Raw genomic sequence first — 22698 nt, 5'->3', positions numbered from 1 at the left:
CCGACGCCCCGGCGTTTCGGTGTATACTTTTCCCGCTGCTTACGTTCGAGGCAAGGGGTTCCGGGTGATCGAGAGCTTTCTAACCGATGAGATCGGCTTCCATTCCGTCGATACTCCGACGGAAGGATGCTGGGTCAACGTCGTCGCCCCGACGGCGGACGACCGCAGGTTTTTGACCGAGGACCTCGGCGTCGACGAGGCGTTCATGCGCGCCGCCCTGGACGACGAGGAAAGCTCCCACGTCGACTACGATGACGAGTCCGGCCAAACGCTGGTCATATTGGACTGCCCGTTCGTGGAGGACGAGGATGAGGCCGAGGACCCCGACATGATGCAGTACGACACCCACCCCCTGTCCGTGCTCTTCCTGCGCAGCCAGGACATGATCGTCACCATCAGCCTGCGCGAGAACGCGGTTTTGAACCATTTCGCGTGCGGCAAGGAGCGCGAGTTCAACACCCACCAGCGCACGCGCTTCCTGCTGCGCATATTCCTGATGATCTCGCAGGCTTACGTGCGATACCTGCGCACCGTCAACCGGCAGTTCATCAAGATCGAGAAGACACTCCACAAGACCATGCAGAACGGCGAGCTCGTTCGCATGCTGGGCTTGGAGAAGTCGCTCGTGTACTTCAGCACCAGCTTGCGCGCCGACGAGGCGACGTTGCAGAAGATCGCCAACGGCCGGGTGGTGCGCCTGTACCAGGACGATAAGGACCTGCTGGAAGACGTATCGATCGAGCTGAAGCAGGCAATCGAGATGAGCACCATCTACTCGTCGATCCTGAACGGCACCATGGACGCGTTCAGCAGCGTCATCAACAATAATCTGAACACCGTCATGCGGACCCTCACGGTGGTCACCATCGTGCTCGCCATTCCCACGATATTGTTCAGCTTCTACGGCATGAACGTCGAAGGGCTGCCGATAGCCTATACTTGGCTGTTCCCCCTGATCCTGTCGCTCGTGCTGATGGTGGTCGCCATCATCTTCTTCCGTCGCAACAAACTGTTCAGATAGCCTGGGGACGAGCGCGAGGAGGCGCCGTCCGGAAGGTGCCATGGGGCCTGCCATCCCCGCGGGCGCTTGCGGCCGGGCGGCGAATCCCCGATGAAAGGATGCAACTATGAAAGGGTGGCTGTTCACCGAGGCCGGAGTGGAGCCGAGGCTCATCGAGAAGGAGGACCCCCACGCCGTGCCGGGCGAGGTCGTCATCGACGTGAAGGCGGCAGGGCTGTGCCATTCCGACGCCGCGGCGCTCGAGGATGCAGGCTGGATGAGCAGCATCCAAGCGGCGCCGTGCATCTTCGGACGCGAATGCGCCGGCGTCATCGCCGAGGTGGGGGAGGGCGTCACCCGGTGGAATGTCGGGGATCGCGTGGGCGTCAATCCCACCAACGCAGCCACGGGGGAGGCCATAGGATACCATCGCGACGGCGGATACGCCACGAAATGCCTGGTGCCGCAGGAGCAGCTGGTCGCCCTGCCCGATTCGGTGAGTTTCGTGCAAGGCGCCGCGGGCGCCGACGCCGGCTGCACGAGCTACCATGCGCTCTTCACCGTCGGCGAGGCAAAGCCAGGCATGAAGGTCGGCATCATCGGCATCGGCGGCCTCGGGCAATTCGCCGCCCAGATGGCGGTCATCCGCGGATGCGAGGTCTACGCGGCCGATGTGAGTGGGGAGGCGCGCGACCTTGCGCGTAGGATCGAGTGCGCGAAGGTGTGCTCAGACGTGCGCGATATGGCCGGCGACGCTCCCGAGCTGATCATCGACTACGCGGGCTTCGGGAGCACCACGGCGGGCGCGATCGAGGCGGTAGCCGACATGGGCACCGTGGTCGTCGTCGGGATGGGCGTCCTCGAGAGCACGATCAACACGTATTTGCTCATCACCAAGCAGATACGCCTGCTCGGCTCGATGAGCGGCGATAACGTCGACCTCGAGGGCGTGTACAAGCTCTTCGGCACGGGACGGCTGCGGCCGCAGCTCACGGAGGTGGGCTTGGAAGAGGTGGGCGAGGGCCTGAAGAGGCTGAGGGCGGGCGAGGTCAAAGGCCGCCTCGTCGCAGTCATCGATTAGCGCCGGCGCGCGGCTGGCAGACGCCCGCGCGTTCGCCTACGTTACTTCACGACCAGCACGTCGCACTGCTGGGTGCGGATGAGGTGGGTGCTCACGCTGCCGACGAACGCGTAGCGGATGCTCGAAAGCCCGCGTGCGCCGCAAACCACCAAATCGGGGGAGAAGGGAGCGATGAGCAGGTTGTCCAATGTGTCGATGATGCTGCCCGCCTCGACGGCGACCTCGACGCTGGGGATGCCGTCGTTGCTCTTCGCCTCCTCGAGCATATCGCCGAGCTCCCGCGTGATGCGCTCCTTGGCGTGCTCGCACAGATCGTAGAAGTTCACGGCGCTCGCCTCGCTGGGAACGGCATCGACCACATGTCCGAAGCGCAGCGCCGCATGGTTGTCTGCGGCGAGGGCGATTGCCTTGCGGGCGATGTCTACCTGTGCGGCCGAGCCGTCAAGTGCTGCGAAGATCCGCTTGTATTCAGAGGACATGGCGTGCATCCCTTCTTCGATGTGGTGATATGCGTATTGTAGCAATTTCGCGGGGAAGTGGCGTGGAATGCGGCTTGACGGGCATTGCTTTTCGCCGACGGTCGAGGATGTGCCTCCCCGTTGTTTGAAGATTTCGGGGAGGACATGTCGCAGAAGCGTGTATGCTTGTCCATCCAATGCTCTGACCTGGGATCTCGTGATTGAAAGGGAATAGATACGCCCGGATGCGTGGCGTTTGACGCTCCCATATCGCGGTGCTAAAGTACCACTTCGCGTCCCGAGAGGGGCGCTTGCTTTCGCGTGCGCAGCAGCTGAACGCACTCGTAAGTGCCAAGGTTAAAGGCTGGAACCGCGGCGGGCCCGACCGCCTGCCGTTGAAACAAGAAGGAGTGAATCTTGCCTACTATTAACCAGCTGGTCCGCAAGGGCCGCCATTCCCATGTCGAGAACAAGAAGACCCCGGCGCTGAAGGGCAATTCCCAGAAGCGCGGCGTGTGCACGCGCGTGTACACCACCACCCCCAAGAAGCCGAACTCCGCGCTGCGCAAGGTCGCGCGCGTGCGTCTGGTCAACGGCATGGAAGTCACCGCCTACATCCCGGGCGAGGGGCACAACCTGCAGGAGCACAGCATGGTGCTCATCCGCGGCGGCCGCGTGAAGGACCTCCCCGGCGTGCGCTACAAGGTCATCCGCGGCGCCCTTGACTGCGCTGCCGTCAACGACCGCCGCCAGGCGCGTAGCCGCTATGGCGCGAAGAAGCCCAAGAACTAAGCAGTAGACCCGATCGAAGAGAAGTAAGGAAGGAAGCTTTATGCCGCGTCGTGCAGCAGCTACCCGCCGTGAAGTGCAGGCGGATGCCGTTTACAACAATCGGCTGGTCACCCAGCTCATCAACAAAATCCTGCTGAATGGCAAGAAATCCACCGCCGAAGGCATCGTCTACGGTGCGTTCGACATCGTCGCCCAGAAGACCGGCGACGATCCCCTGGCCGTCTTCAAGAAGGCAATGGACAACGTGCGCCCCACGCTGGAGGTGAAGCCCAAGCGCGTCGGCGGCGCCACCTACCAGGTGCCCATGGAGGTCAACTCCCGCCGCGCCCAGACGCTCGCCATCCGCTGGCTGGTCGATTTCAGCCGCAAGCGCAAGGAGCACACCATGAAGCAGCGCCTCGCCGCCGAGATCATGGACGCCGCCGAGAACCAGGGCGCTTCCGTGAAGCGCCGCGAGGATCTGTACAAGATGGCCGAGTCGAACCGTGCGTTCTCGCACTATCGCTTCTAAGGCAGGTTCGGAATGGCTAAAAAGCAAGACGTGCTGAAGGATACGCGCAACATCGGCATCATGGCCCACATCGACGCGGGCAAGACGACGACGACCGAGCGCATCCTTTATTACACGGGCAAGACCCATAAAGTCGGCGAGGTGCACGATGGCGCCGCGACGATGGACTGGATGGTTCAGGAGCAGGAGCGCGGCGTGACGATCACGTCCGCGGCCACCACGTGCTTCTGGAAGAAGGATGGCGAATCCTACCGCATCCAGATCATCGACACCCCGGGCCACGTCGACTTCACCGCCGAGGTCGAGCGCTCACTTCGCGTGCTCGATGGCGCTGTCGCCGTGTTCGACGCGGTCGCCGGCGTGCAGCCGCAGTCCGAGACCGTATGGCGCCAGGCTGTGCGCTACAACGTCCCCCGCATCGCCTTCATCAACAAGTACGACCGCGTGGGCGCGGACTTCATCCACGCCATCCAGACCATGCGCGAGCGCTTGGGCGCCAAGGCCGTCGCGGCGCAGCTGCCCATGGGCGCCGAGGACCAGTTCTGGGGCCTCATCGACCTGGTCACCATGGAGGCGTGGGACTTCAAGGCCGACGAGAAGGGCATGACCTACCCCGAGAAGATGGATGCCATCCCCGACGAGTTCAAAGACGATGCCGAGATGTACCGCACCGAGCTCCTCGAGGCTGCCGCCGACTACGACGACGATCTGATGGAAAAGCTCCTGATGGAAGAAGAGGTCACGGTCGACGAGGTCAAGGCCGCCATCCGCAAGGGCGTGCTCGCCAACGAGCTCAACCCCGTCTTCGTGGGCAGCGCCTACAAGAACAAGGGCGTGCAGGAGCTGCTGGACGCCGTGGTCGACTACCTGCCCAGCCCGCTTGACATCCCGGCCATCGCCGGCGTGAACCCGGACACCGGCGAAGAGGAAGACCGCAAGCCCGACTTCAACGAGCCGTTCAGCGCGCTGGCCTTCAAGATCATGACCGACCCGTTCGTGGGCAAGCTCACCTACCTGCGCGTGTACTCCGGCCAGCTCGATGCCGGCAGCTACGCCCTGAACGCCACGAAGGGCAAGAAGGAGCGCATCGGACGCCTGCTGCAGATGCATTCCAACCAGCGTCTCGACATCGATTCCTGCAAGGCGGGCGACATCATCGCCGTCGTCGGCCTGAAGAACACCACCACGGGCGACACGCTGTGCGACGAGGACCATCCGGTCATCCTGGAGTCCATGGACTTCCCCGATCCGGTTATCGACATCGCCGTGGAGCCCAAGACCAAGGCCGAGCAGGACAAGATGGGCGTCGCGTTGCAGAAGCTCGCGGAAGAGGATCCTACGTTCCAGGTCCACACGAACGAGGAGACGGGCCAGACGATCATCGCCGGCATGGGCGAGCTCCATCTGGAGATCATCGTCGATCGCCTGCTGCGCGAATTCAAGGTCGAGGCCAACGTCGGCAAGCCGCAGGTCGCCTATCGCGAGACGGCCACCACCGAGGCGGACAACGTGCAGGGCAAGTTCGTGCGCCAGTCCGGCGGTCGCGGCCAGTACGGCGACTGCGTCATCAACCTCATCCCGCAGGAGCCGGGCGCGGGCTACGAGTTCGAGAACAACATCGTGGGCGGGTCGATCCCCAAAGAGTACATCCCGTCGGTCGACAAGGGCATCCAGGAGGCGCTCAACAACGGCGTGCTCGCGGGCTACCCGGTCGTCGACGTGAAGGTCCAGCTCATCGACGGCAGCTACCACGAGGTCGACTCCTCCGAGGCTGCGTTCAAGGTCGCCGGTTCAATGGCCGTCAAGAACGCGCTGAAGAAGGCGAACCCCTGCATCCTCGAGCCCATGATGGCCGTGGAAGTGGAGACGCCGGAGGAGTACATGGGCGACGTGATGGGGAACCTCTCCAGCCGTCGCGGCCAGATCCAGGGCATGGGCGATCGCGGCAACGCGAAGATCATTTCCGCCAAGGTGCCGCTGAGCGAGATGTTCGGTTACGCGACCGACCTGCGCAGCGGAACCCAGGGTCGTGCGAGCTACACGATGCAGTTCGAGAGCTACGACCAGGTGCCCAAGAGTGTGGCAGATGAAATCATCGCGAAGGCTGGCGGCAACGCATAGGCCCCTTCGCCGTGCAACCGCTTCTAATTGGAGGTAACTTACAGTGGCTAATCAAAAGATTCGCATCCGCCTGAAGGGCTACGATCACGAGATCGTGGATCAGTCCACGAAGCTCATCGTCGACACCGCCCAGAAGACCGGTGCCAAGGTGTCCGGCCCCATCCCGCTGCCCACCGAGCGCAACATGTACTGCGTCGTGAAGGGCCCGCACGTTGACAAGGACTCCCGTGAACAGTTCGAAATGCGCACGCACAAGCGCCTGATCGACATCCTCGAGCCGACCCCCAACACGGTCGACTCCCTGATGCGTCTTGATCTCCCCGCCGGCGTCGATATCGAGATCAAGCTCTAGGAGGGTACGAAAAGCATGATTGATGCAATCTACGGAACCAAGCTGGGCATGACCCAGGTATTCACCGAGGACGACAAGGTCGTTCCCGTAACGGTCGTGCAGGCCGCTCCGAACACCGTCTGCCAGGTGAAGACCGCCGAGACCGACGGATACGATGCCGTGCAGCTCGGGTTCGGCGCCATCAAGGCCAAGAAGGTGAACCGGCCCATGGCCGGCCACTTCGGCAAGCTGGGCGTCGAGCCCGTGCGCCATCTGCGCGAGGTCCGCGTGGACGACGCGTCCGAGTACAAGGCCGGCGACACCGTGACCGTCGCCAACTTCGCCGATACGAAGCTGGTCGACGTCACCGGCACCAGCAAGGGCAAGGGCTTCGCCGGCGTCATGAAGCGCTACGGCTTCGCCGGCGGGCCGGGCGGCCATGGCGCGCACTTCCACCGCGCTCCCGGTTCGGTCGGCATGTGCGCCACCCCGTCCCGCGTGCTGAAGGGCCTCCGCCTTCCCGGTCGCATGGGCTGCGACACCGTCACGGTGAAGAACCTTGAGGTCGTGCGCGTCGACGAAGAACAGAACCTGATCCTGATCAAGGGTGCGCTGCCCGGTGGCAAGAACGCCACGGTCCGCGTCCGCCTGGTCTAGTAGCGCCCAAGGAGTTTTGAAACTATGGCAACCATTGAAATGAAGAACGCGAGCGGCGAGGCGGTCGAGAGCATCGACTTGAACGCCGCGGTGTTCGGCATCGAGCCGAACATTCCCGTCATGCACCAGGTCGTCCGCGCCCAGCGCGCCGGCTGGCGTCAGGGCACGCACGACACCAAGACGCGCGGCCAGGTCCGCGGCGGCGGCAGGAAACCGTGGCGCCAGAAGGGCACGGGCCATGCCCGCCAGGGCACGATTCGCGCCCCCCAGTGGGCCGGCGGCGGCGTCGTGTTCGGCCCGCATCCCCGCAGCTACGCGTTTCGCGTGAACAACAAGGAGATCAAGCTCTCCATGCGCAGTGCGCTTTCCGCCAAGCTCGCCGATGGCGAGCTGGTGGTGGTCGACGGGTTCGGCTTCGAAGAACCCAAGACCAAGGCCGCCGTGGCCGCCTTCAAGGCGCTCGGCATCGAGGGCCGCACCACGCTCATCATCGGCGATGAGGATGTGAACGCGTACCTGTCCTTCCGCAACCTGCCCAAGGTCACGGTCATTCCCGCGAGCATGATGAACACCTACGATTTCCTGGACAACAAGAACCTCGTCATCACCGTCGAGGCCCTGAAGCGCATCGAGGAGGTGCTCGCATAATGAAGGATCCCCGCGAAGTCATCATCCGCCCCGTCATCACGGAGCATAGCTACGACATGATGGAGAGCAACGTGTACACGTTCGAGGTGGCGAAGACCGCCAATAAGATCGAGATCGCCCAGGCGGTCGAGGCGATATTCAACGTGAAGGTCGTCAAGGTGAACACCCTGAACGTGAAGCCCAAGCCGAAGCGCGTCCGCGTTCAGCCGGGTTACACCCGCACCTGGAAGAAGGCCATGGTCACGCTCCAGGAAGGCGATTCCATCGAGCTGTTCAGCGCGTAGACGCATCCGTTTCCCCGCTTGAGGGAGGACCCCGGGACTGAACTGCACCCCAGTTCTTGGACAAACGAAACCAAGATTCGGAGGCGCGGTTCAGACGCATCTCCCCGGGGTCCTTTCCGTATTTTCGGGATGGTAGCCGCACTTAATTTTTTCCGTCCACTGGCTTACATTTCCGCATTGTCCTGCTTGGCTCGGGTAAGATGTTAAAAGGAGTTTTTTCGACATCTCGCGGAAGGAATGGATATGAATATCGTTTTGCTTGGCGCACCGGGTGCAGGGAAGGGCACGCAAGCAGCGAAGCTGGTTGAAAAAAACGGCCTGTGCCATATCAGCACGGGTGATATTCTGCGCGCCGCCGTCGCTAACCAGACCGAGCTCGGCCAGAAGGCCAAGCGCTACATGGATGCCGGCGAGCTTGTTCCCGACGAGTTGATCATCGACCTGATGAAGGAGCGGATCCAGCAGCCCGATACCCAGGCAGGCGTCATCTTCGACGGATTCCCCCGCACCACCACCCAGGCGGTTGCGCTTGACACCATGCTTTCCAGCCTGGATCGCCCGCTGGATGCGGCGCTGCTCATCGACGTGGCGCCGGAAGTCATCGTGGGGCGCCTGACCAGCCGCCGCACATGCCGCGTCTGCGGGTATATCGGATCCGTCGCCGACGGCCCCACCTGCCCCAAATGCGGTGGCGAGATGTACCAGCGCGGCGACGACGACGAGGCGACGGTGCGCAACCGTCTGGACGTGTACCAGAAGTCCACGGCACCGCTGGTCGATTACTACAAGGGCAGCGACAAGCTCGTTGCCATCGACGGCGATCGCGACGTCGAGGTCGTCTTCGCCGACGTGGAGAAGACCCTCGGGTTCTAATTTTTCGCGTTACGCCAACATGGCCCCCAAGCCCTCCGCCGTCCGCGCCGGAGGGCTTTTTGGTGAGGGAGGGTCATGCGGATCGAAGCCCCTTTTGGTGAGGGAGGGCCATGCGGATCGGACCTCCCCCTTGACTTACGGGCCGATTAGCCTCTAGCCAGTCGGTCGCCGCCGGAGGACGCTGAGGCCTCTTCGGGCGCTGAGGCCTCTTCGGGCGCTGAGGCCTCTTCGGGCGCTGAGGCCTCTTCGGGTGCTGAGACCTCTTCGGGCGAAAGGCGAATTCAAGCAGAGGCATCTGTTCAATGCAGATGTTCAGGCTGGATTTACCTGGTACGCGATAGAGTCAGTACCAAGGGAGAAGGTCACCATGCAATCCAAGTCGTGTGCGCCAGATATAGGGGATAATCGCATTTTCCCGAGAGCATCCCGCACATCTGCGCCATTTATAGAGGCAAATCGCATTTCGCGAATGCTGAACCAAATCGATCTGCTGATGTCCATGCCATTTTCGCTGGTTAGAAGCCAATTGGATGATTCGATTGCGGTTTCCCAGAGACGGCGTTTGCGATTATCCGATCTATTTGGCGCTGAGGGAAGTAACTGGGAGGGGAAAACGCGATTAGCCTTGTTGATTGGCCCTTGGCTTCCAAAGTTTCCTCCTATAGTTAGTTCATCGCATTTTGACCGCTTCAATCGAACCGTTCAGAATGTGCTGCATGACCGGCTAGGCAGGCACGTCCGTCTGTTTCCTGAGGCTTTCGACCTCGCGAGAAAGAATGACGGCCTGCCCCGCCCGGGGCGGTCCACGGATAAGCTGGATGACGGAGCCTTGAAGATTCTCGGCTACCTCGCATCTCTTGCAGGAGGTTGTGGGCCCGGGCGGTCGAGCAGGGTGCCTGCCGCGATTGGAACGGAGGCATCCGGGATGCTCTACGCTGGCATCGACATAGCCAAATACGACCACTGGGTCGGCTCGGTGGACGAGAAAGGCAGAACAGCCTCGAAGCCGATGGGGTTCAAGAACTCCTCCGCCGGCTTCGAGGGGTGCGTGTCCTACCTCGAGGGGCTTGCCGACGACAAATCCGACGTGCTCGTGGGCATGGAGGCGACCGGCCATTACTGGCTGGCGTGCTTCTGCGCGCTCACGGCCGCCGGCTACGACGTCGTGGTCATAAACCCCATACAGACTGACGCGATGCGCAAGTTCAAGAACCTCGGCAAGGTGAAGACCGACCGCGTCGACTGCGGCGTCATCGCCGACACGTTGCGCTGCGACGACTTCGAGCCCAGCAGGCTGGCCGACGAGAAGATGATGTCCCTGCGCCAGCTCACCCGCCTGCACCAGTCGCTGACCGGCGAGGTCTCCGACCTGAAGAGGCAGGTCGTGGTCGCTCTCGACCAGGTATTCCCCGAGTACGAGGGAATCTTCTGCGACATGTTCGGGGAGACCTCGAAGGCCTTCCTGGAGCGCTGCCCGACGGCCGGGGGGTGCGAGTCGATAGACATCCGCACTCTCACCAGGCTGCTCGAGAAGGCCAGCCACGGCAAGCTGGGCCGCGGCAGGGCCAAAGAGCTCAAGAGCGCCGCGAAGGGATCCTGCGGCATCCGCCTATGCTCCGACGCATTCTCTCTGCAGGTCAGGCTGCTCATCGAGCAGATGGGGTTCATCGAGGGCCAGATCGCCGAACTCGAGGCCGAGATCAGGCCCATGCTCGACGAGATGGAGCCGCTCATCCTCACCATCCCGGGCATCTCGTACAAGACCGGCGCCCAGATCGTCTCCGAGATCGGAGACGTCAAGAGGTTCAAGAACGCCGCCGCAATCGTGAAGTACGCCGGCATCAATCCGTCCAGAAACGACTCGGGCACCTTCGAGGGCGGAGCGAACCGCATCGCAAAGCAGGGGTCGCCGTACCTCCGTCGCGCCCTGTACCTCGCGGCAATGGCCCAGCTGAAGAACCGGGGGCCGCTCTACGACTACTACCTCAAGAAGCGCAAGGACGGCAAGGCGCACAGGGAGGCGCTCATAGCCGTCGCCAGGAAGCTCGTCCACATCATCTACGCAGTGCTGTCCAAGCGGGAACCCTACGACCCCGGATTCGAGAGCAGAAAGCTTCAGCAGCATGCTCTGAACGATTCGATATGAAGCTGTCAAAGTGCAAAGTTCCGATAATCCGATAAATCTCAAAAACTTGTCTTATGGTCCTTGACTCCTCATAGCTGGTCTTCCTCAGGTGCTAAACGCCCAACAACCTTATTCATCTGTGTTAAACTAAACCCACTGATTCTCAATAAGCATCGTCCTAGTTTGGCGATGTGACTTCTCAGCTCTTGAATCAGGGCCGGCCCCCGCAAGGGGGCTTTTCTTTAGGTTTATCCTCTTGCAATATATAATTGATTCATTGCATTCGATAGAGGAATAGGATTCGCATGGGAAGCAAGCACCTTAATTATCGTATCGGAATCGATGTCGGCTTGAACTCGGTAGGACTTGCCGCAATAGAAATCGACGATTCGAATCCGAATCCACTCGAGGCTTACCCCATTAAAATTCTCAACTCGATGAGCGTCATCCATGACGGTGGGGTCGATCCGAAGTCGAACAACAAGGCTGCTGATTCAAGAAAAAAGATTTCGGGGGCGGCGCGGCGGATTCGTCGGATGGGCAAACGCAGGCGCGAGCGGCTAGCGGCACTGGATCGTGTACTTGGCGAATATGGGTACCCGGTAGAAAGAGCTAGGGAAATCAAACAATGGGCGGACGAACGCGATGTCTACTTGCCCTGGCATGCGCGTGTGGAGGCTTCATCCGGCTATATCGAGAATGAAACCGAGCGTAAATTAGCGGTGGCGGTGGCCCTTCGTCACATCGCCCGCCATTGTGGATGGAGGAATCCGTATTCCCGATTCGAGACCCTGGATTCCGCATCTCAGACTCCCTCTCCCTTCTACGATGATTTTTTCTGTAATGTGCAACTGTGGAAACGGGAAAATGGCATTGAGGTTGATCCAAGGGTTAAGATCACTGTCGACTCAAAGGGAAAAACGAGAGTGGAACTTTCACGATGGGATTCGTCCGCAGCGACCGTTGAAAGGCCGACGGTGGCCGAATTGGCCGAAGTCCTGATGTCCGATCATCCTCAAGAGAAGAACCGATTGAGGAAAACGACTCCGGACGCTTCTGTTCAAACTGCCCAAATTGGCAAGCTTCATCAAAGCGATAGCTACTACGAAGCCAAGCTGATTCTTGAGAAACAGAAGGTTAACGAAGATGAAAAGCAGGAGCTGCTCAAGGCTGTTTTCGCGCAGGTAAACCCGCGTGATGTCGGTGCGGCTTCGGAAGCAACTGGCAAAGACCCATTGCAACCATCGCGGCAGCGAGCTTCACGGGCATCCCTTGCCTTCCAACGGTACCGGATCCTTGCAACGATCTCTAATTTGAGAATCAAGCTACATGGCTCTGAGCGCAAACTTGATCCGACGGAGCTGAATACTCTCTACGACTTCCTTTGCACCACCTCGGCAGCATTAGACTCTGATTTGTCATGGACGGACGTTGCGGAAGTTCTGGGCGTAGAACGCAACGAGTTACGTGGAGTTGGCGGTACGACTATGGACGGTGACCCCATTTCCGCGAAGAAGCCTCCGATTCTCGATACCCTTGCCTCAATCGAGAAAGCCGACGGAATAAAAAAAGAACTGAAACCCCTGAAAGACTGGTGGGATATCGCTCGCCCTTTGGAGAGAGAGTTCCTAATAAGTCTCTTGGGCAATGCGGGTGTGAATCTTGACGCTTTGACGGATGTCGAGCGAGCGGCTTATGAGTCCTCTGCAAATATGATCAGCTCGCTGGAAGGCACAGCGTTGGAAAAACTCGAATCTATCAAGCTGGTGGCTGGCAGAGCCGCATACAGCATTGATACGCTCTCACGGCTGTGCGAAAGGATGCTAGCGGGGGAGAATCTGCATGAAGCTCGAAAAACCGAGTTCGGCGTGGGGGACGACTGGCGTCCTGCGCCCGAACCGTTGGGGGCTCCAACCGGCAGCCCCTCAATCGACCGCACCATAATGATCGTGAGCCGCTGGATCGCTGCGTGCGTAACGAAATGGGGAGTTCCCCAAACAGTGAATATCGAGCATGTACGCGACGGATTCAAAAGCCCGCATGCGGTTCAAACTCTTCAACGCGAAATGAATTCCAAATACGAAGCTAACTTGCTCGCTCGCTACGAATGCGCGAAGGAGCTGTCAGATGCTCAAGGCATCGAAGTGCCTCCCATTGCCGTAAGCCGGTCCGACGTGCGACGGAACCAGGCAATACAACGACAGAACTGCCAATGTCTCTACTGCGGGAGGGAGATCAACGCATACACCGCGGAAATGGACCACATCGTTCCTCGAAAGGGGCAGGGAAGCTCTAACGACCGCGCGAATCTGGTGGCTGTTTGCCGGGATTGCAACAAGAGAAAAAGCAACCGGCTTTTCAGCTCCTGGGCCACCCCCGAGCAGAAGAAAGCTGCGCTAGAAAGGTTGAACGGTTGGATTCGCGACCCGCGGTACTTCACTGAGAAGCAGTTCAGGTCTTACAAAAAAGATGTTAGATCTAGGCTCCTCCAAAAGGAGGCTGACGAGCCGATAGATAATCGCTCGATTGAGTCCGTCGCCTGGATGGCGCGTGTTCTCGCCGACCAGGTAGAAGGTTATCTGTCTTCCGTGCAGGAATCCGACTGCGAGAATCAGCGCGTATTCGTCTTCCGCGGGCAGATCACCTCATCGGCGCGTCGAGCCTCCGGGCTAGAGAACGGCCTTCCCTGGTATGGCGGGGGAAGGAGCAAGACTCGTCTCGACCGGCGGCATCATGCCGTTGACGCAGCCGTTATTGCTTTCATGCGTCCAAGCGTGGCGCGGGTCCTTGCTATTCGCGATGAGATGAGGATTTCGGAGCGATATTCCAAAGACCCCGAATCCTGGGGCTCCTGGAAAGAGTACGAGGGGGATGCAACTGCCAAACGCGCTTATGTCAAATGGCGCGATGAGCAAATGCTTGTCCTTCGTAGGCTATTGAGCGAATCCATGTCTAGGGGGCGAGTATTGGTCACCTCGCCGCTACGTCTTCGCTACGGCTTTGGGGCCGCACATGAAGATACGGTCATGCCGCTATACAAGAAGCCCCTCTCCTCGGAGTTCTCCCGAATAGCAATAGACAAGGCTTCGACGCCTGCGCTTTGGACTGCTCTAACGTCCCTTCCCGATTTCGACCAGCAGAAGGGGTTGCCAGCGAATCAGCAGAGGACCATGCGCTTGCATGACAGGATTGTCGGACCGGATTTCTTGGTTCCCCTCATGTGCGCTGGCGAAGATGAGTCGAATACGGTTACGAGCGCGATCTACATGCCGGTAAACAAAGGTTACGCGAAAATCGGTAACGCACTGCATCATCTCCGGATATACCGAGTTCCAAAATTCAACTCGAAAGGCAAGCAGACGGGTTGGACTTTCGAGGGCATGCGCGTTTTCCAGTGTGATCTTGCATCCCAACAGGAAGGAGACTTATTCGCTGCCCACCTAAAGCCCTCATCGATCAGCGTACGATCAGTAAACGGCAACCTCCGCGATGCCCTTTTCGACGGCTCTGCCGAGTACCTAGGTTGGGTCGTAGTGGGGGATGAGATTGTCCTGGATTTGAAAAGCGCTGACTTCTCCCCTGAGAGAAAGGGCAAACTTAACAAACTGCTCAAAGCGTTCCCGGGATTGAAAAAATTCAAAGTGACTGGGATAAATGCCCAGAAGGGTACATCCAGGCTTGCTATTGTCCCAAGAGAGCTTTCTGCCGAAGGTCTGGAGCCCGCGCATATCCTCGATGAGATCGACCGAATTGAGAAGCGGGTGAAGATTCTGGAGGCCGATCCTGATAAGCTCAATCCCCGACATGATGGTGCCCCGACAGCGGAAGAGGCGATAGCGCTTGCCAGAGCGAAAATTGAGACGCTTAGGCGGCGAGAAGAGCTGATCCGACCCCAGGTGTACTCTGGCGAGAATTGGACTTTGGAGGATGTAAAGGAGATCAATGCTGCGATAGAGAAGTCCGTTACGCTAACAGTGCAGAGTCTCTTCTCTACGGACCCGACAATAGTGAGACGATCGACTTTGGGCTATGCGCGGTGGTCGTCCGACAATCATATGCCCGTTAGCTGGAAGCCTTCTCAACGAGCGAAATAAGGTGATGCGGAATGCCTGGGAATTGGCGAGTTCTTGATTTCACCGCCTTCAAGGGCGAGCTGAGATTCGATAAAAGCAGCCGCAAACTGCTTGTCTGCTCTTCCGATCCTCCAGGATGCACCCCCGTATCTCTTAGTGACGTAGCAATAGCCTTTATCGGCATCGGGGTTCGAATCGGTGCCGGAGTGATGTTCCACTTTGCACAGAACGACATCGTTGTTTTGCATTGCGATTGGAAAGGTATGCCGGTATCAGGCATGTATCCGTGGATAGATGCCCATGGTCGAGTTGCAGCAAGGCAGAGGGCTCAAGCCGGGTTAAGCCTTCCTCGCTCAAAGAATGCATGGATGCGCATTGTCAAAGCCAAGGTTGTTGGTCAATCGAATAACCTAGCACTCCTGCAAAGGGTGCATGCGGATGGCGTCGCGGTTATGGCGCGATCCGTAAAGTCCGGCGATGTCTCTAATGTTGAAGGTCGCGCAGCTCGTGCGTACTGGAGTTCCCTGTTCTTGTTCGAAAACTTTTCGAGAGCGCCGGGCGCTAGGTCCGATCCGCTAAACTCGATGCTCGATTACGCGTACACGATTCTCAGAGGCCACAGCGTTCGGGCTGTCCTCGCTGCAGGGCTTGCGCCTGCGTTAGGGTTGTACCATAGAAGCAGACAAAACGCATTCGCCTTAGCTGATGATCTTATTGAGCCTTTCAGGCCTGCGGTTGATCTTGCTGTCGCTGATTTAGAAGGATGCACGGCACTCGATTCTGATATTAAGCACCACCTTCACGATGCGACCGTGCGGAAATTCGATTCTGACGGGAAGACTATCCCGACTGTTATGACCGAATTTGCACAGGCGTACGGTCGATATGTAGAAGGGGAAGAGGCTTTTCTGGAGGTCCCGATTTGGAAGCCTCAAGAGGTGCTAGATGTCTGCAGATAGGAAGTATGATGCCGTGTGGTGCGTTGTGATGTTTGACCTTCCAACCGAAACGAAAGCTCAGCGGCACGATGCTACAAAGTTTAGAAAGCTTCTGGTGGACTCAGGGTTCGCAATGCTTCAATATAGCGTGTACGGGAAATATTCGCCCTCGATCCATACCAACAATTCCATTGAGAGAATTATCAGGGCCTCACTTCCCGCAAATGGCGAGGTCCGGATTTTCCATTTAACCGATTGCCAATGGGCGAACGCCACTCGCTTCGTATCAAAGAAGCCCACGCAACCTGAGTCTAGACCTGATCAGCTACAGTTGTTCTAGGTGTTGAATTCAATGCGTGTGATATCTCGCGACGGTCGTTGAATGGCACGTTAGGCGCAAGGTCGGCCCTCTATTCATTGCGTTATACTTAACCGCATCAAGCGGCAGGCGACGATCGAGTTGAGAATCAGTCTCCATTCATTGCGTTATACTTATTGATCGATGGCGGCTCGGTAGTGTCGCGAACGTTGGTGTAACCCTCGGTTTGGGAGGGCGGCCGAAGGCCGTCCGAGCAAACCGAGAATCATCTGGAACCGGCTTGTCTCTAAGACCTCGCCATCTTATGCGGCTCTCCTCCCCAAGTCAACGTCCGTCTTCAAGACCAGGTCTATGATCCTGGCAGCCTGCTCCGCGGCCGTGCCCTCGTACGTGGGCTCCGGGGTCGGCTTTCGGCGCTCCGGGTCCTCGTAAGCCTGCATGGTGGACGCCTCCGTGAACCAGCGCCTTCCCGCCCACTCCTCGTCCTTCTCCGCCAGCACGGCGCCGGCCATCCTGATGAGCGCCTTCCTGGACGGGAACACCTGCACGACCCGGGAGCGGCGCTTGATCTCGCGGTTGGTGCGCTCCTGCACGTTGTTTGTGCGCAGACGCCTGTGGTGCTCGTAGGGGAAGTCGAGGTACGCCAGCGCGTCCGGCTCGGCGTCCTCCAGGATGTCGGCCGCCTGCGCGCAGAACGAGCGGATCTCGTCGCACGCCAGGTGGTAGAGCTCGCGCACGAGCGCGGGGTCGGACTCCGCGAACACGGTATGCAGGATGCGGAAGATGGCGGCCCTCTGGGCCTGGTTGCCTGCGTGCTTTGCGGCGTTTCTCTCCAGATGCACGATGCACCTCTGCCACGCCGCCTTGGGCCACACGTCCGCGATGGCGGCCTTCAGCCCCTCGTGGGCGTCGCTGGTCACGCAGACCACGCCCTCGATGCCGCGGGCTTTGAGCGACTCGAGGAAGGAGAGCCACCCCGGGTACGACTCGGTGTCGATGGCGTCCAGGCCAACGAGCCTGCGGTAGCCGTCCTCGCCGCACGCGATTGCGGTGACCACCGCGGTGGACGAGACGTGGCCGGCGTCCCTGCACTTGATGTAGGTGGCGTCCAGCCACAGGTAGGGCCATCGCAGGCCGGACAGGTCGCGCCCCTGCAGGTCGGCCACCGTGTCGTCGAGTGACTCGCAGATCCTGGAAACCTGGCTGGCGCTCATCTGCGATATGCCCATGGTCTGCGCGACGCGCTCGACCTTGCGGGTGCTGACGCCGCTGGTCACCATCTCGCTCACGGCGGCCACCACGGCGCGGTCCACGCGCGAGTAGCGCACCAGCAGGTCCTCCGGGAAGTAGGTGCCCATGCGCAGCTTGGGGATGCGCAGCGTGATCGCGCCCACGCTGGTGACGAGCCTGCGCTCGCGGTAGCCGTTGCGCATGTTGCCCTCGGCGCAGGCGTCGTCGGCCTGAGCGTCCATGATCTCGTTGACGAGGGACTCCGCCATCGTGCGGATCAGCTCCCCCATGTCCACCATGCCGTCGTCGAATCCGGGAATCTCGGGCACGATGGTGCCGTCGTGAAGTAAACTGGCCATTGCGGTCATCGCCTTTCTCATGAATCTATCAACTTCAGCAATTGACGATTCTAGACGATGGCCGTTCCGCTTCATGCAATCAATGCATCCGCTGAACAGCCGTTACACCAACATTCGGCACGCGATCGGCGGCTCGGGAAATACCTGTTGAGAATCAGTCTCCATTCATTGCGTTATACTTAGCCACGGTCAAATCGCCCGCGTTGTAGTGTTGAGAATCAGTCTCCATTCATTGCGTTATACTTACAGGAATCGCTATCGATGAGACACAAGAGTTGAGAATCAGTCTCCATTCATTGCGTTATACTTACGATTCCGTCGTAAACGATATGGCGCATGTTGAGAATCAGTCTCCATTCATTGCGTTATACTTAGAGGGCGCGGACGGAACGGGGCGAAGTAGTTGAGAATCAGTCTCCATTCATTGCGTTATACTTACTGCGGAGGTGCGCAGCCATCTCCTTCAGTTGAGAATCAGTCTCCATTCATTGCGTTATACTTAAAGGCAGTTCACCAACGCTCAGTTCGAGGTTGAGAATCAGTCTCCATTCATTGCGTTATACTTATTCGCATGGCGTAGACGATGATTGACTTGTTGAGAATCAGTCTCCATTCATTGCGTTATACTTAATGATAAGGAAGAATACACGGGCCGCGAGTTGAGAATCAGTCTCCATTCATTGCGTTATACTTAGGAACCTACGCAAGGTCGATGAGGACACGTTGAGAATCAGTCTCCATTCATTGCGTTATACTTATTGACGTTAACGAGCCTGTCGGTGGGCAGTTGAGAATCAGTCTCCATTCATTGCGTTATACTTAGTTTCCCGTTGACGATGTTGCTCATCTGGTTGAGAATCAGTCTCCATTCATTGCGTTATACTTAAGGTGTGGTACTGGGACGGAAGCCAAGAGTTGAGAATCAGTCTCCATTCATTGCGTTATACTTAAAGGCAGTTCACCAACGCTCAGTTCGAGGTTGAGAATCAGTCTCCATTCATTGCGTTATACTTAGAGAGCGAATCAGGCTCACGTTCGAGAAGTTGAGAATCAGTCTCCATTCATTGCGTTATACTTATTGCAGAACGAGCTTCACGTGCCGAAAGAGTTGAGAATCAGTCTCCATTCATTGCGTTATACTTAAAGGAGGACGACCACGCCTGCGACGCAATGTTGAGAATCAGTCTCCATTCATTGCGTTATACTTATCGTGCGGGTTCGCGAACGCGTAGGTCTGGTTGAGAATCAGTCTCCATTCATTGCGTTATACTTACGCAGATTTGCGACTATGAACGCGATATTGGTTGTATTTTATAAATACCCAGGTAGCTCCACTGCTTAGGGTTTTTTTTCGGGTGCTTGCATTATTCTTTTGCATACGAATGCGAAGAGAAAAATTAGCTGGGTGGGCTATTTGTCTGCCAAATATTACGGGGCCGAATACAGAAATGGTTGTAGACGATATGCCCCACACTATCCCAACTGCTAGTTCAGACCCTCGGGCCTAGAGGCCCCTTCGTCTGATCGCGGGCTGGGTGGATACGCTGTCCATGGTGACGGGTATGGCGACGTGCCGTGCCGCAAGATGGCAATCGGGGTATGTTCCCCGCACACGAGGGGGCAATCCCAAATCGCAGTATTGCGGGTCAACGTCAACCCATCTTCCACGCTTGTTGCAAATTAGCGTACCCCCAACTGCGATTTCAATCCGGTGCTGGCAGGGTCGCGTCCGGCTTTCGTTCGATATCCTTAAGTAAATATAATTCTCGATAAATATATAGTCCACGAACTATAATTACGTATCGTCTCTAACCGGGCAAGGTGAGAGGCGCATTGCAACGCAGAAAGATGGGAGCGAATATGAGCAAGCCGAGCGGACCGACTAATTTCGATCGAAGGGGTTTTCTGAAGCTGTCAGCAGTCGGGGTGGGCTCGCTTGCGGTTTTCTCCTTGTTTGGCTGTTCTTCGGGTGCCTCTGATGCCGAGCCCGCCAAGGCGACAAGCTCGTCTTCAAAAGAGGAGTGGTCGTTTACCGATCAAAACGGCAACGATGTGAAGGTAAACGCTCCCTGCGATCGCATGGTCGTCCTGCAGCATCATTCGCTGGATATCCTGTGCCAATTGGGCGCGCAGGAACGCATCGTGGGTGTGGTCGATGGGTGGAGGAAGAATCTAGGCAACTACATGACCGACGTGTTCCCCGGTATTGAGAGCATGCCCACGCCCGGTGGCTTGAAGGAATGGAACGTCGAGAATATCGCTTCGCTCAAGCCGGATGTGGTCATCGCGGCATCGCAGGCGCCCGAAGATGCCATCAAGCAAGTTCGCGACTTGGGCATCCCCGTCGTGGTCGTCTCCCTGCGCGGCGAGGGCAAGCAGGCGGAGGCTCAGAATCCGCGCCTGGCCAACGCAGACGCCGCTTATACCGAGGGCTGCAAATGGGCCATCGAGACGCTCGGCAAGCTGGCTGGCGCGTCTGACAAGGCAAGCCGTTTGTGGGAATTCTGCAAGGAAAGCCGCGATATCGTCGAGAAGGCCGTCGGCGGGCTCGGTGATAACGAGCGTCCCGCTGCTGCGGTGTTGGCCGGCGGCATAGCATACGGCAACGACAAGTATGTCGGTTGCATGCTGCTTCGCGCGGGCGCCACGAATGCGGTGGCGGCAGCCGGCGTTCAGGGGAACACCGACTACAACGCCGAGTTGGTGGCATCGTGGTCGCCCGATATCATCATCACGCAAGATCGCTACGACGACTACACCACCATCACCACCGATGCCCAATATGCCGCGCTCGATGCCGTGAAGAACGGCAAGGTCGTGAACGCGCCATATTGGACGAAACCCTGGGGCAACCCCGATGCCGATTCCATTGCCCTGGGCGAGATGTGGATGGCTCATGTCCTGTATCCCAATCTCATTTCCGCCGCGCAGGTCAAGAGCCATGCGGACGAGTTCTACAAGACCTTCTATGGCATCGACTTCACGGGTACCGTGGAATAAGGAGCACATAGGCCATTCCCGTTATGGAGACCGCCGTTAAAACCAGGTTGTGGAGGACGGCCGCAGGCGCCGTGCTCGTCATCCTCCCCATCGCCATCTTCTTTTTCTCTCTCTCGATAGGGGCCTACCAAGTGCCCCTTGGGGATGTGTGGTCGATCGTCCTCGGTGCCATGGCAGGCACTTCAGGCGACATGGGCGACCTTACCACCAGCGTGGTCATGCAGACGCGGCTGCCCCGTGTGGTGGCTGCGTCGCTCGTCGGTGCGGGGCTCGCCGTCGCCGGCGCCGTGTTCCAGGGCATCTTCAAGAACCCGCTCGCCTCCCCCTATACCTTGGGCGTCTCCAACGGGGCGGGCTTCGGGGCGGGGCTTGCCATCATCATGTCGCTTGGCGCGGCGAGCATACAGCTTTTCGCCGTGTGCTTCGGGCTTTTGGCCGTGGGGCTCACGTTTCTGATCGCGGCCCGCGGGCGCAAGGACACCGTAACCCTGGTGCTTGCCGGCATGCTCATCGGTTCGCTTTTCGCGTCGCTCGTCTCGCTGCTCAAGTTCGTGGCCGATCCCACCGAGAAGCTGCCGCAGATAGTGTACTGGATCATGGGGACCCTTTCCGGAGTCGGCATCGATGAGATCGCGCGCATCTTGCCGCTTTACACCCTGTGCATGGTAGTGATCATCCTGTTTCGCTGGCGCATCAACGTGCTCTCCATGAGAGACCAGGAAGCGCGTTCCCTCGGCGTGAACGTGCGGGTCGACCGCACGGTCGTTATCGGCGCGAGCTCGATGCTCACGGCGCTCGTGGTGTCGATCTCGGGCATCATCGGATGGGTGGGCATCGTGATCCCCCATCTTTCACGCATGCTCGTCGGCCCTGATTTCCGGCGGCTCGTCCCCGCATCGGCATCGCTTGGCATATGCTATCTGCTGGTCATCGACGACATATGCCGCACGCTGACCGCGACCGAGATACCCATCGGCGTGATCACCGGCATCATCGGCGTCCCCATGTTCCTCTACTTCATCTATAAAAAGAAGGTGAACTGGTGATGCGGCTCGAAGTCGATGATGTCAACTTCTCATATGCCCCGGACGCGCGGAAGGTATTGGACGGCATCACCTTCTCATACGAATCCCCTGATGTCCTCTGCATTTTGGGCGGCAATGGGCAAGGCAAATCAACGCTGCTGCAATGCATCATAGGCGCCTATCGCACCTCCGGCGGGGAAGTGCTGGTCGATGGCGTTCCCGTGCAGAGCTGGAAGGCCCGCGACCTTGCCCGCAAGATCGCCTACATCCCCCAAAGCCATGCTTCCAGCTTCGGCTATCCGGTGCTCGACGTGGTTACCATGGGGTGCACGTCGCGCATGGGGCGGCTTGCCAACCCGGGGGCAGATGAGCGCACGTGCGCGATGGAGCAGCTCGAGTACCTGGGCATTGCGCATATCGCCGGCAAGCCCTATACCGATATCTCGGGCAGCGAGCGCCAGTTGGTCATGATCGCCTCGGCGTTGGCGCAAGATCCCGAGCTGCTCATCCTGGACGAGCCCACCGCGCATCTCGACTTCGGGAACCAGTATAAGTTCATCGAGTTGGTGGAGAAGTTGCGCGCCCGTGGCATGGGGGTGCTCATGACCACGCATTTCCCCGATCATGCGCTCTTGCTGCACGGCACGTGCGCCATTTTGGCGGATGGGAAGATCCGTGCGGTCGATTCGGCGCAGAACATCATCACAGACGAATCGATGGGGCGGCTTTACGATATCGAGGTCCATGTCGAGCGCATCGGGTTGCGCAAGGTGTGCGTCCCCGGCCCGCTTTGTCGTTCGTGAAGGGGGTGGGCGAGCGGCTGCCAGCCTCCTGCCCGCATGCGCCGGCACGGCGTTTTCCCCTATAATGAAC

Annotated in this window: 19 protein-coding genes and 1 CRISPR repeat array; of the genes, 17 read left to right on the top strand and 2 right to left on the bottom strand. The window is 58.9% G+C overall.

Going from position 1 to position 22698, the window contains the following annotated elements; all coding sequences use genetic code 11:
• Positions 1-64: 64 nt before the first annotated feature.
• Both NOV21_RS08630 and NOV21_RS08625 read left to right on the top strand, forming a co-directional pair.
• Positions 65-1021 (top strand): magnesium transporter CorA family protein, encoded by a 957-nt coding sequence (locus NOV21_RS08630; RefSeq protein WP_283170643.1) that lies wholly within the window; start codon positions 65-67, stop codon positions 1019-1021.
• Positions 1022-1127: 106 nt separating this feature from the next.
• Positions 1128-2081 carry an alcohol dehydrogenase catalytic domain-containing protein gene (locus tag NOV21_RS08625; RefSeq protein ID WP_283170642.1) on the top strand — a complete coding sequence of 318 codons (954 nt, stop codon included), beginning with the start codon at positions 1128-1130 and terminating at the stop codon, positions 2079-2081.
• Between the two features lie 41 nt (positions 2082-2122).
• On the opposite strand, the gene NOV21_RS08620 is transcribed toward NOV21_RS08625, so the two are convergent.
• Positions 2123-2560, bottom strand: a complete 438-nt coding sequence (locus NOV21_RS08620) for a universal stress protein (protein WP_283170641.1) — start codon at positions 2558-2560, stop codon at positions 2123-2125.
• A 396-nt stretch (positions 2561-2956) separates the two neighbouring features.
• Here NOV21_RS08620 and rpsL point away from each other — a divergent pair, with 396 nt between their 5' ends.
• The 12 genes from rpsL (at position 2957) to cas2 (ending at position 16232) form a co-directional block, all read left to right on the top strand.
• Positions 2957-3331 (top strand): 30S ribosomal protein S12, encoded by a 375-nt coding sequence (gene rpsL / locus NOV21_RS08615; protein ID WP_283170640.1) that lies wholly within the window; start codon positions 2957-2959, stop codon positions 3329-3331.
• A gap of 40 nt (positions 3332-3371) precedes the next feature.
• The gene (rpsG, locus tag NOV21_RS08610) at positions 3372-3842 is read left to right on the top strand and encodes a 30S ribosomal protein S7 (protein WP_283170639.1); all 471 of its coding nucleotides are present in this window, start codon (positions 3372-3374) and stop codon (positions 3840-3842) included.
• A gap of 12 nt (positions 3843-3854) precedes the next feature.
• Entirely contained in the window at positions 3855-5963 is a 2109-nt protein-coding gene (gene fusA / locus NOV21_RS08605) for an elongation factor G (protein WP_283170638.1), read from the top strand.
• Positions 5964-6006: 43 nt separating this feature from the next.
• On the top strand, positions 6007-6315 hold the full coding sequence (gene rpsJ / locus NOV21_RS08600; RefSeq protein WP_158049766.1) for a 30S ribosomal protein S10: 309 nt from the start codon (positions 6007-6009) through the stop codon (positions 6313-6315).
• Positions 6316-6330: 15 nt separating this feature from the next.
• Positions 6331-6951: a 50S ribosomal protein L3 gene (gene rplC / locus NOV21_RS08595; RefSeq protein ID WP_283170637.1), complete on the top strand. Its 621-nt coding sequence runs from the start codon at positions 6331-6333 to the stop codon at positions 6949-6951.
• A 24-nt stretch (positions 6952-6975) separates the two neighbouring features.
• On the top strand, positions 6976-7599 hold the full coding sequence (gene rplD, locus NOV21_RS08590) for a 50S ribosomal protein L4 (protein WP_283170636.1): 624 nt from the start codon (positions 6976-6978) through the stop codon (positions 7597-7599).
• Positions 7599-7883: a 50S ribosomal protein L23 gene (rplW, locus tag NOV21_RS08585; protein WP_283170635.1), complete on the top strand. Its 285-nt coding sequence runs from the start codon at positions 7599-7601 to the stop codon at positions 7881-7883. The genes rplD and rplW overlap by 1 nt, the downstream gene beginning before the upstream one ends.
• A 243-nt stretch (positions 7884-8126) precedes the next feature.
• Positions 8127-8756 carry an adenylate kinase gene (locus tag NOV21_RS08580; RefSeq protein ID WP_283170634.1) on the top strand — a complete coding sequence of 210 codons (630 nt, stop codon included), beginning with the start codon at positions 8127-8129 and terminating at the stop codon, positions 8754-8756.
• A gap of 925 nt (positions 8757-9681) precedes the next feature.
• Positions 9682-10902, top strand: a complete 1221-nt coding sequence (locus NOV21_RS08575; RefSeq protein WP_283170633.1) for an IS110 family RNA-guided transposase — start codon at positions 9682-9684, stop codon at positions 10900-10902.
• 284 nt (positions 10903-11186) lie between these two features.
• The gene (gene cas9, locus NOV21_RS08570; protein WP_283170632.1) at positions 11187-14975 is read left to right on the top strand and encodes a type II CRISPR RNA-guided endonuclease Cas9; all 3789 of its coding nucleotides are present in this window, start codon (positions 11187-11189) and stop codon (positions 14973-14975) included.
• An 11-nt stretch (positions 14976-14986) separates the two neighbouring features.
• Positions 14987-15913, top strand: coding sequence for a type II CRISPR-associated endonuclease Cas1 (gene cas1, locus NOV21_RS08565; RefSeq protein WP_283170631.1), 927 nt, complete (start codon positions 14987-14989; stop codon positions 15911-15913).
• Positions 15900-16232, top strand: a complete 333-nt coding sequence (gene cas2, locus NOV21_RS08560; protein WP_346428534.1) for a CRISPR-associated endonuclease Cas2 — start codon at positions 15900-15902, stop codon at positions 16230-16232. Before cas1 ends, cas2 begins: the two co-directional genes overlap by 14 nt.
• Positions 16233-16513: 281 nt before the next feature.
• Here cas2 and NOV21_RS08555 read toward each other — a convergent pair whose 3' ends face one another.
• Positions 16514-17800, bottom strand: a complete 1287-nt coding sequence (locus tag NOV21_RS08555; protein ID WP_283170630.1) for an IS256 family transposase — start codon at positions 17798-17800, stop codon at positions 16514-16516.
• Between the two features lie 146 nt (positions 17801-17946).
• A CRISPR array of direct repeats spans positions 17947-19073; the repeat unit is 36 nt; unit sequence GTTGAGAATCAGTCTCCATTCATTGCGTTATACTTA.
• A 587-nt stretch (positions 19074-19660) separates the two neighbouring features.
• Here NOV21_RS08555 and NOV21_RS08550 point away from each other — a divergent pair.
• Genes NOV21_RS08550 through NOV21_RS08540 form a run of 3 tightly spaced genes read left to right on the top strand, consistent with a single transcriptional unit; the run spans position 19661 to position 22628 of the window.
• Complete coding sequence (locus tag NOV21_RS08550) at positions 19661-20800, top strand: ABC transporter substrate-binding protein (RefSeq protein WP_283170629.1); 1140 nt, start codon at positions 19661-19663, stop codon at positions 20798-20800.
• Between the two features lie 23 nt (positions 20801-20823).
• A complete protein-coding gene (locus tag NOV21_RS08545) occupies positions 20824-21846 on the top strand; it encodes a FecCD family ABC transporter permease (RefSeq protein WP_283170628.1) in 1023 nt (340 codons plus the stop codon).
• A complete protein-coding gene (locus tag NOV21_RS08540) occupies positions 21846-22628 on the top strand; it encodes an ABC transporter ATP-binding protein (protein ID WP_283170688.1) in 783 nt (260 codons plus the stop codon). The genes NOV21_RS08545 and NOV21_RS08540 overlap by 1 nt, the downstream gene beginning before the upstream one ends.
• Positions 22629-22698: the final 70 nt, after the last annotated feature.

The sequence above is a fragment of the Curtanaerobium respiraculi genome, assembly GCF_024609215.1.
GTDB classification, from domain to species: domain Bacteria; phylum Actinomycetota; class Coriobacteriia; order Coriobacteriales; family Eggerthellaceae; genus Curtanaerobium; species Curtanaerobium respiraculi.
The sequence above is the reverse complement of the archived record's forward strand: the minus strand, read 5'-3'. Positions and strand labels throughout refer to the sequence as shown.

Excerpts from the sequence above, each read along its gene's own strand:
- NOV21_RS08575 (WP_283170633.1), top strand. The coding sequence starts at position 9,682 with ATGCTCTACGCTGGCATCGACATAGCCAAATACGACCACTGGGTCGGC.
- cas2 (WP_346428534.1), top strand. The coding sequence starts at position 15,900 with ATGTCTGCAGATAGGAAGTATGATGCCGTGTGGTGCGTTGTGATGTTT.
- NOV21_RS08625 (WP_283170642.1), top strand. The coding sequence starts at position 1,128 with ATGAAAGGGTGGCTGTTCACCGAGGCCGGAGTGGAGCCGAGGCTCATC.
- NOV21_RS08545 (WP_283170628.1), top strand. The coding sequence starts at position 20,824 with ATGGAGACCGCCGTTAAAACCAGGTTGTGGAGGACGGCCGCAGGCGCC.
- rpsG (WP_283170639.1), top strand. The coding sequence starts at position 3,372 with ATGCCGCGTCGTGCAGCAGCTACCCGCCGTGAAGTGCAGGCGGATGCC.
- rplW (WP_283170635.1), top strand. The coding sequence starts at position 7,599 with ATGAAGGATCCCCGCGAAGTCATCATCCGCCCCGTCATCACGGAGCAT.
- NOV21_RS08620 (WP_283170641.1), bottom strand. The coding sequence starts at position 2,560 with ATGTCCTCTGAATACAAGCGGATCTTCGCAGCACTTGACGGCTCGGCC.
- NOV21_RS08555 (WP_283170630.1), bottom strand. The coding sequence starts at position 17,800 with ATGGCCAGTTTACTTCACGACGGCACCATCGTGCCCGAGATTCCCGGA.
- fusA (WP_283170638.1), top strand. The coding sequence starts at position 3,855 with ATGGCTAAAAAGCAAGACGTGCTGAAGGATACGCGCAACATCGGCATC.
- NOV21_RS08550 (WP_283170629.1), top strand. The coding sequence starts at position 19,661 with ATGAGCAAGCCGAGCGGACCGACTAATTTCGATCGAAGGGGTTTTCTG.
- rplC (WP_283170637.1), top strand. The coding sequence starts at position 6,331 with ATGATTGATGCAATCTACGGAACCAAGCTGGGCATGACCCAGGTATTC.
- rplD (WP_283170636.1), top strand. The coding sequence starts at position 6,976 with ATGGCAACCATTGAAATGAAGAACGCGAGCGGCGAGGCGGTCGAGAGC.
- NOV21_RS08580 (WP_283170634.1), top strand. The coding sequence starts at position 8,127 with ATGAATATCGTTTTGCTTGGCGCACCGGGTGCAGGGAAGGGCACGCAA.
- cas1 (WP_283170631.1), top strand. The coding sequence starts at position 14,987 with ATGCCTGGGAATTGGCGAGTTCTTGATTTCACCGCCTTCAAGGGCGAG.
- NOV21_RS08540 (WP_283170688.1), top strand. The coding sequence starts at position 21,846 with ATGCGGCTCGAAGTCGATGATGTCAACTTCTCATATGCCCCGGACGCG.
- cas9 (WP_283170632.1), top strand. The coding sequence starts at position 11,187 with ATGGGAAGCAAGCACCTTAATTATCGTATCGGAATCGATGTCGGCTTG.